This is a genomic window from Alcanivorax sp. HI0083, assembly GCF_001635175.1.
In genome coordinates this window covers 1-7,896 of record NZ_LWFX01000165.1, presented here as the reverse complement: position 1 = coordinate 7,896, position 7,896 = coordinate 1, and the positions used below count along the sequence as shown (strand labels likewise).

General features: G+C 58.3%; 7 protein-coding genes and 1 pseudogene. 7 read left to right on the top strand and 1 reads right to left on the bottom strand.

What is annotated here, in order from left to right:
* Positions 1-419, bottom strand: a pseudogene (locus A3754_RS01805) (transketolase); the annotation flags it as partial.
* Between the two features lie 246 nt (positions 420-665).
* Here A3754_RS01805 and A3754_RS01800 point away from each other — a divergent pair.
* The 7 genes from A3754_RS01800 to A3754_RS01770 form a co-directional block, all read left to right on the top strand.
* On the top strand, positions 666-1,661 hold the full coding sequence (locus tag A3754_RS01800) for a metalloregulator ArsR/SmtB family transcription factor (RefSeq protein ID WP_231880441.1): 996 nt from the start codon (positions 666-668) through the stop codon (positions 1,659-1,661).
* A 149-nt stretch (positions 1,662-1,810) separates the two neighbouring features.
* Complete coding sequence (metK, locus tag A3754_RS01795; protein ID WP_063518695.1) at positions 1,811-2,959, top strand: methionine adenosyltransferase; 1,149 nt, start codon at positions 1,811-1,813, stop codon at positions 2,957-2,959.
* Between the two features lie 59 nt (positions 2,960-3,018).
* Positions 3,019-3,372: a four helix bundle protein gene (locus tag A3754_RS01790; protein WP_082872483.1), complete on the top strand. Its 354-nt coding sequence runs from the start codon at positions 3,019-3,021 to the stop codon at positions 3,370-3,372.
* A gap of 55 nt (positions 3,373-3,427) precedes the next feature.
* Positions 3,428-4,816 (top strand): adenosylhomocysteinase, encoded by a 1,389-nt coding sequence (gene ahcY / locus A3754_RS01785; RefSeq protein ID WP_063518693.1) that lies wholly within the window; start codon positions 3,428-3,430, stop codon positions 4,814-4,816.
* A gap of 113 nt (positions 4,817-4,929) precedes the next feature.
* Complete coding sequence (gene metF, locus A3754_RS01780; RefSeq protein WP_063518692.1) at positions 4,930-5,757, top strand: methylenetetrahydrofolate reductase [NAD(P)H]; 828 nt, start codon at positions 4,930-4,932, stop codon at positions 5,755-5,757.
* 473 nt (positions 5,758-6,230) lie between these two features.
* Positions 6,231-6,698, top strand: coding sequence for an aminoacyl-tRNA deacylase (locus A3754_RS01775; protein ID WP_063518691.1), 468 nt, complete (start codon positions 6,231-6,233; stop codon positions 6,696-6,698).
* 441 nt (positions 6,699-7,139) lie between these two features.
* On the top strand, positions 7,140-7,896 hold a 757-nt coding region (locus A3754_RS01770; RefSeq protein WP_231880440.1), incomplete at its 3' end, for a pyruvate kinase.

The window sequence follows — 7,896 nt, the reverse complement described above, 5'->3', positions numbered from 1 at the left end:
CCGGGCATCGAAACCACTACCGGCCCACTGGGCCAGGGGATTGCGTTGGCAATCCCCTGGCCCAGTGGGCCGGTAGTGGTTTCGATGCCCGGCGCATCGCCGTATTCCGGGTGCCCGGCGGTGGCGCTGCCCAGCTGACGGAAGTTCTTGATGTCGTCCAGGCTGACACCGTAGCCGGTCAGATGCAGCAGGCTGTACAGCAGCATGGAGCCGTGGCCGTTGGAGAGCACAAAGCGGTCACGGTCAGCCCAGGTCGGGTCAGCCGGGTTGTGCTGCATGAAACCGCGCCACAGCACTTCGGCGATATCCGCCATGCCCATGGGTGCACCGGGGTGCCCGGAATTGGCTTTCTGTACCGCATCCATGCTCAGGGCACGGATGGCATTGGCGAGGTCACGGCTGGCGGGGGCGCTGGGCATGCAGGGCTCCAAAACTGACTGGTGGCTGAAAAGGGGCGCTATTGTCCCTCAAGGGCGGGTTGCGGGCAAATGTCCGGCGCGTATTGGATAGCAACCATGTCTGCCCGAAGCACCTGCCATGAAATAACGGTCTGACGTCTGAGGTCGGACGTCTGACGCAAAACCGGCAAAGGCACCGTCCTGGCGTCCGACCCCAGACCTCAGACGTCCGACCGAGATCTATATCAATTTATTTTGATTTAGGTTTTGATTACGCTAGACTCCGCCATTATGAATGCACTGGCTCCCTCTCTACCGGATGTGACCGATCATCTGGCGGGCTTTCTCAAGGCCGCCGGGGACCCGTTACGCCTGCAGGTATTGCAGGTGCTGGGCCAGAACAGTTTCGGGGTGCTGGAACTGTGCGAGATCATGGCCATGAAGCAATCCGGCATGAGCCACCATCTCAAGGTGCTGGCAAAAGGCGGGCTTGTAGAAAAACGCCGTGAGGGCAACTCCATTTTCTACCGTCGTCGCCTGCCCCAGGCGGATGACGCAGAGGGTGCCGTTCACAGCGCCTTGCTGGACGAGCTGGATGATGGGTCCCTCAATCAGGAAGTCGCCGCGCGGCTGGAGCAGGTGCAGCAACAACGGGCAGAGCAAAGCCGCGCCTTTTTTGCCCGGCACGCCGAACAGCATGATGCCCAGCAGGAGCTGATCGCCGAGTACGGGCAATATGCCGAACAGGCCTGCGAGCTGCTGTTGCGCGCCAGCCCGGAAGGAAAACAGGTGCTGGAAATTGGCCCCGGTGACGGGCTGTTCCTGCTGGAGCTCGCCGGGCATTTTGAACAGGTTATCGGCCTGGACAATGCCGAGGCCATGCTCACACGGGCGCGCAAGACGGTCGCCAAACGGTCAAATGTGGAGTTAATACTGGGGGACTGGCCACAAGCCGCCAGAAACCTGCCCACGGTGGACGCCGTGGTATTGAACATGGTGCTGCACCACCTGCCCGCACCGGCCAGCGCCATCCGCGCCGCTGCCGCACAACTGCAGGCCGGCGGCACATTGCTGATCACCGACCTGTGTCGGCATGACCAGCACTGGGCCCACGAGACCTGCGGGGATTTCTGGCTCGGCTTTGATGAAGCCGATCTGGTGGACTGGGCCGGCCGCGCCGGCCTTGAGTTGCAGGAAAGCCAGTTTCTGGCACTGCGGAACGGGTTTCAGGTGCAGGTGAGGACGTTCAAGCGCCTCGATTAGGGCACGATGATTGTTCCAGGTTTTATGACTTGGAGAGGGGTCGGACGTCTGACGTCGAAAGTCAGACGACGAAATCCAACCCTCTCTGTTTTTTAGCATCAGACTTCTGACGTCCGACGTCAGACCAGTAATCAAGGAGCACTCCGGCAATGAGTGAATATTCCATCTTTACCTCCGAATCCGTGTCCGAAGGCCATCCGGATAAAATGGCTGACCAGATCTCGGACGCCATTCTGGATGCCATCATCAAGGATGACCCCCACGCCCGCGTGGCGGTGGAAACTTTGGTAAAAACCGGCATGGCCGTGGTCGCCGGTGAAGTGCGCACCAACACCTACGTGGAGCTGGAAGACATCGTTCGCCAGGTGATCCTGGATATCGGCTACGACAGCTCTGAAAAAGGCTTCGATGGCGCCAGCTGTGCCGTACTCAATGGCATCGGCAAGCAATCCGCCGATATCGCCATCGGCGTAGACGAAGCCGAAGACAAGGAAATGGGCGCCGGCGACCAGGGCTTGATGTTCGGCTTCGCCACTGACGAAACCGATACCCTGATGCCCGCCCCGGTGTACTACTCTCACCGTCTGGTGGAGCGTCAGGCCGAGTTGCGCAAGAACGGCACTCTCCCCTGGCTGCGTCCGGATGCGAAAAGCCAGGTCACTCTGCGTTACGACAACGGCAAACCCGTGGCCGTGGATGCGGTGGTGCTGTCCACCCAGCATTCCCCGGACATCAAGCTGGCCGACCTGCGCGAAACGGTGATGGAAGAAATCATCAAGCCCGTGCTGCCGGAAGAATGGCTGCACAAGGACACCCTGTACCACGTGAACCCCACCGGGATTTTCGTGATCGGTGGCCCCATGGGCGACTGCGGCCTGACCGGCCGTAAAATCATTGTGGACACCTACGGCGGCATGGCCCGTCACGGTGGCGGTGCCTTCTCCGGCAAGGATCCGTCCAAGGTAGATCGTTCTGCCGCCTACGCCGGTCGCTATGTGGCCAAGAATATTGTCGCCGCGGGCCTGGCCAGCAAATGTGAGATCCAGGTGAGCTACGCCATCGGCGTGGCCGAACCCACCTCCATTTCGGTGAACACGTTCGGCACCGGCAAGATTAGTGATAGCGCCATCGTCGATCTGGTTCGTGAACACTTCGACCTGCGTCCGCGCGGCATCATCGAGATGCTCGACCTGCGCAAGCCGATCTACCGCCCCACTGCCAGCTACGGCCACTTTGGTCGTGAAGGGTTCAGCTGGGAGAAGACCGACAAGGCAGAAGCACTGGCCAAGGCGCTGTAAAAAAACCAGTCGGGCGTCAGAAGTCTGACGTCGGACGCTTGGGACAGGGAGGTCCTGAAGTGTCTCGAAAATATCAGCGCCTCAATGTGTGGCGTGGAGCCATGGAGTTGGCTGAACAGGTTTATCTGATCACCCGACATTTTCCTGATGAGGAACGCTTCGGGTTGAGTCAGCAGATGCGCAGAGCCTCTGTGAGTGTCGCATCAAATATTGCTGAAGGATCAGGCCGGGGAACCGACAAGGATTTTGTTCGCTTCCTCTACATCGCCAGAGGCTCACTGCAGGAGTTGGAAACTCAACTCTTTCTCTCAAGCCGACTCGCCTTTCACGACGAACTTGAGAAACTCAACCAGGATGTTGACCGCATTTACGCCATGCTCAACAACTTGATCCAGGCACTGAAAAGTGCATGAAAGCTTTTAGCGTCAGACGTCCGACCTTCGACGTCCGACCCCAACGGAGAAAACCATGAACGCGAAAGCGGACACCTTTACCGACTATAAAGTCGCCGATATTTCCCTTGCCGCCTATGGCCGCTCGGAAATCCATATCGCCGAAACCGAAATGCCGGCACTGATCGCCATTCGCGAAAAGTACCGTGCCGAGCAGCCGCTGAAAGGCGCCAAAATCATCGGCTGTATCCACATGACCATTCAGACCGCTGTGCTGATCGAAACCCTGGTCGCCCTGGGTGCCGAAGTACGCTGGTCAAGCTGTAACATTTTCTCCACTCAGGACCACGCCGCTGCGGCCATCGCCGCCGCCGGCGTACCGGTGTTTGCCTGGAAAGGCGAAACCGAAGAAGAGTACATGTGGTGCATCGAGCAAACCTGTCGCGACGGCAACGGCGAGCTGTGGGAAGCCAACATGATTCTGGATGATGGTGGCGACCTGACCGGCTACATCCACGAGACCTACCCGGCCATGCTCGACAGCATTCACGGCATCACCGAAGAGACCACCACCGGTGTGCACCGTCTCTACGAAATGCTGAAAAAAGGCACATTGAAAGTGCCGGCGGTCAACGTGAACGACTCCGTCACCAAGAGCAAAAACGACAACAAGTATGGTTGTCGTCATTCCCTGAACGATGCCATCAAACGCGGCACCGACCACCTGCTGTCAGGCAAGAAAGCACTGGTTGTCGGTTACGGCGACGTGGGCAAGGGCTCAGCCCAGTCCCTGCGCCAGGAAGGCATGATCGTGAAGGTTACCGAAGCGGACCCGATCTGCGCCATGCAGGCCTGCATGGACGGCTTTGAAGTGGTCAGCCAGTACAAGGGCGGCATCAACGATGGCAGCGAAGCCTCCATCAACACCGAGTTGCTGGGCAACACCGACCTGCTGGTAACCACCACCGGCAACTTCAATGTCTGCGACGCCAACATGCTCAAGACCATCAAGAAAGGCGCCGTGGTCTGCAACATCGGCCACTTCGACAACGAAGTGGACACCGCCTTCATGCGTGAGACCTGGGAATGGGAAGAGGTGAAGCCGCAGGTGCACAAGGTATGGCGTGACAAGGCCGCCGGCGATTTCCTGCTGCTGCTCTCCGAAGGCCGCCTGGTCAACCTGGGCAACGCCACCGGCCACCCCAGCCGCATCATGGACGGCTCCTTCGCCAACCAGGTCCTCGCGCAGATGTATCTGTTCGATCAGGGTTACGCCAACCACTCTGACGCCGTGAAAGAAAAAATGCTCAAGGTGGAAGTGCTGCCCAAACAGCTGGACGAAGAAGTGGCCCGTTACATGGTGGAAGGCTTCGGTGGCGTGATCACCAAACTGACCCAGGAGCAGGCCGACTACATCGGCGTCGGCGTGGAAGGCCCCTTCAAGCCCGAGCACTACAAGTACTAAGTCGGACGTCTGACGCCGGAAGTCGGATGCCAAAAGCGTCAGACTTCCGACGTCCGACCCGGCCATCGAAAGCACTACGCTTTCAACAATGACAAACGTAAATGGCAAGCCCCATGCAACGAATCAGTTTTGAATTTTTTCCTCCCAAGACAGAACAGGGAAAGGAAAAATTACTGGCCACGCAGAAGAAGCTGCTGGCCAAAAACCCGGCTTTCTTTTCCTGCACCTTTGGTGCCGGCGGCTCTACCCGTGACAACACCCGCGACATGGTCAACAAGCTGCGCGAGCAGCACGGCGACACCGCCCCGCACCTCAGCTGCATCGGTCAAAGCAAGGAAGAAATCCTTGAACTGGTGAACGGCTATAAGGATGCGGGTGTCACCCGCATCGTCGCCCTGCGTGGTGACCTGCCTTCCGGCATGGGTTATGCGCAAAGCGAAATCAAATACGCCGATGAACTGGTGGCCCTGATCCGCCAGGAAACCGGCGACCACTTCCAGCTGGAAGTGGCGGCCTACCCGGAAATGCATCCCCAGGCACGCAGCTTTGAAGATGATATCGCTCACTTCAAGCGCAAAATGGATGCCGGCGCCAACAGTGGCCTGACCCAGTATTTCTATAATGCTGATGCCTACGGCTATTACATGGACGCGCTGCAAAAAACTGGCTGTGATGCTCCCGTCTACCCGGGCATCATGCCGATTCTTAATGTGGCCAACCTGCTGCGTTTTTCCAACACCTGTGGCGCCGATGTGCCGCGCTGGCTGCAAAGCAAACTCAACGACATCAAGGACGACGATGCCGCAGTAAAAGCCTTCGGCGAAGAAGTGGTTACCCGTCTGTGCGAACGGCTACTGGCCATGGGCGCGCCGGGGCTGCACTTCTACACCATGAATCAGGCCGGGCCGAACCTGCGCATTCTCGACAATCTGGGAATGTGACAAGAGACGCTGCACGCGCCAGGCAGCATGCAACACGCAACAACGCGGGCAGGGGTTATGCCAGACGGCATGATCACTGCCCGCGTTTTTATTGAACCCTATCCCTTAAAGAATATTGTAGGAGTTCCCTTCCAGGGGACGAATCGCGCTTGCGCGAAAATCGCCGGCAATATGCTCAGGCGTGCCAGCTGGGCAGGCATCCCTCAAAAAGAAATTTGCTTTTTATTCTCCTCGCTGCGCTCGGTTCGTCCCCTGGAAGGGAACTCCTACAGCCACCACACAAGATACACCGACCGCTCGTCCTATTCTTTTCCGCTATAAAGATTAGCGCATATTTGTATTTCTCCTCCTTGTTCGCCGGCTCTACCCTTAATCAGACATCCTGTCACGGAGCGTCTCCTGGGCTCCAGCCACAAGCTGTTTGTCAGGCCGCTCCCCAATCCCGGCGACACGATTCCGGGAGGAGGTTCGTCATGCCCGCCCGCGCACTGGCCGATTTTCTCGACAACAACGGCGTGAATTATCACTGCTACAACCACGCGCCCGCTGTTACCGCTTCCGAGGTAGCACAGTCCGCCCATATTCCCGGCCGACACATGGCCAAGACCGTGATTGTGGACGTGGATGGAAAACTGGCCATGGCGGTGCTGCCTGCCAACCAATATCTGGATCCGGAAAAATTACGCCAGGCCCTCCATGCCAACCGCGTTGAGCTGGCCAGCGAAGACGACTTCAAGGATTGCTTCCCGCTTTGCGAACCCGGTGGCGAACCGCCGTTCGGGAATCTGTACAACATGAATGTCTATGTGGACGACACCTTGCTTCGCGAAGATTGGCTTGCCTTCAATGCGGGCACTCACACGGAAGTGATAAAAATGGGTATGGGTGACTTTCTTCGTCTCAGCCAGGCCCAGGCCTGTGCCTTTGCCATGCTTCACTGATTCCCTGCTACCGGTTTCCCCTTTCCCCGCCTTCCCGGCGGGGCTTTCTTTAGGTTCATCGCGGCTTAGAGTGAATAACACGCTTTTCGCCGTCTGACGGCTTATCACAAATACCCGGCACTTTGCCAAACGCTCGACGCCGAACGCCTGACGCAAACCTCCATAGCCTGAGGCGTTGTCGTTTTTGCGCAGAGAGAATGGTCGCCAAGGTTTTTAGGTTTTGAATTCAAGCGTCCATCGTCGGGCATCCGGCGTCCTGCGGTTACCAGGGCGGGATAATGAGACAAGTTCTGAAACCGGCTGATCACTCAATTCCGCAATGAACCTTTCTTTAAGGATTAAAATGAATCTCAGCTTTCCGGTCCCATGCCCGGCTGGCTGTCATCGTTCGTTCGCGTCCCCATGGTATGCTAATGCGAAATGATTGATGGAAAGACACGCATGCCCTCTCGCACCCCACAGCACCCGCTTCGCCGCACCAAGATTGTTGCCACCGTTGGCCCCGCCTCTGCACCGGAACCCATGCTCGACATGCTGATCGAGGCCGGTGTTAATGTCTTCCGGCTGAATTTTTCCCACGGCACCGCCGATACCCATCGTGAGACTGCCGAGAAGATTCGCCGCTGCGCCGGGCAACGCGGTGAGCATGTGGCCATCCTCGCCGATCTGCAGGGGCCCAAAATCCGTATTGGCTGCTTCCGGGACGGTCCCATCATGCTCAGCGCCGGGCAGCCTTTTACCCTGGATACGGCCCTCCCGGATGACGCCGGCGATGCCGAACAAGTCGGCGTCAGCTATCCCCCCTTGCCCACCGATTGTCAGGCAGGGGATATTCTTTTGCTCAATGACGGCCTGCTGGAACTGGAAGTGAACACCATCAATGGCACCCGCGTGGAATGCACCGTGCGGGTGGGTGGCGAACTGTCTGATCACAAAGGCGTGAACCGCAAGGGCGGCGGGCTCAGTGCCCGCGCCCTCACCGAGAAAGATCTGGCCGATATCCTTACCGCCGCCGATATGGAAGTGGACTTCCTGGCCCTGTCCTTTCCCCGCGATGCCGAGGATGTGAACGAAGCCCGCCGCCGCTATCACGATGCCGGAGGCAAGGGCGGCATCATCGCCAAAATCGAGCGGGCTGAAGCGGTGGCGGATGATGACACCCTGGATGCCATTATCAACGCATCCGACGGGGTTATGG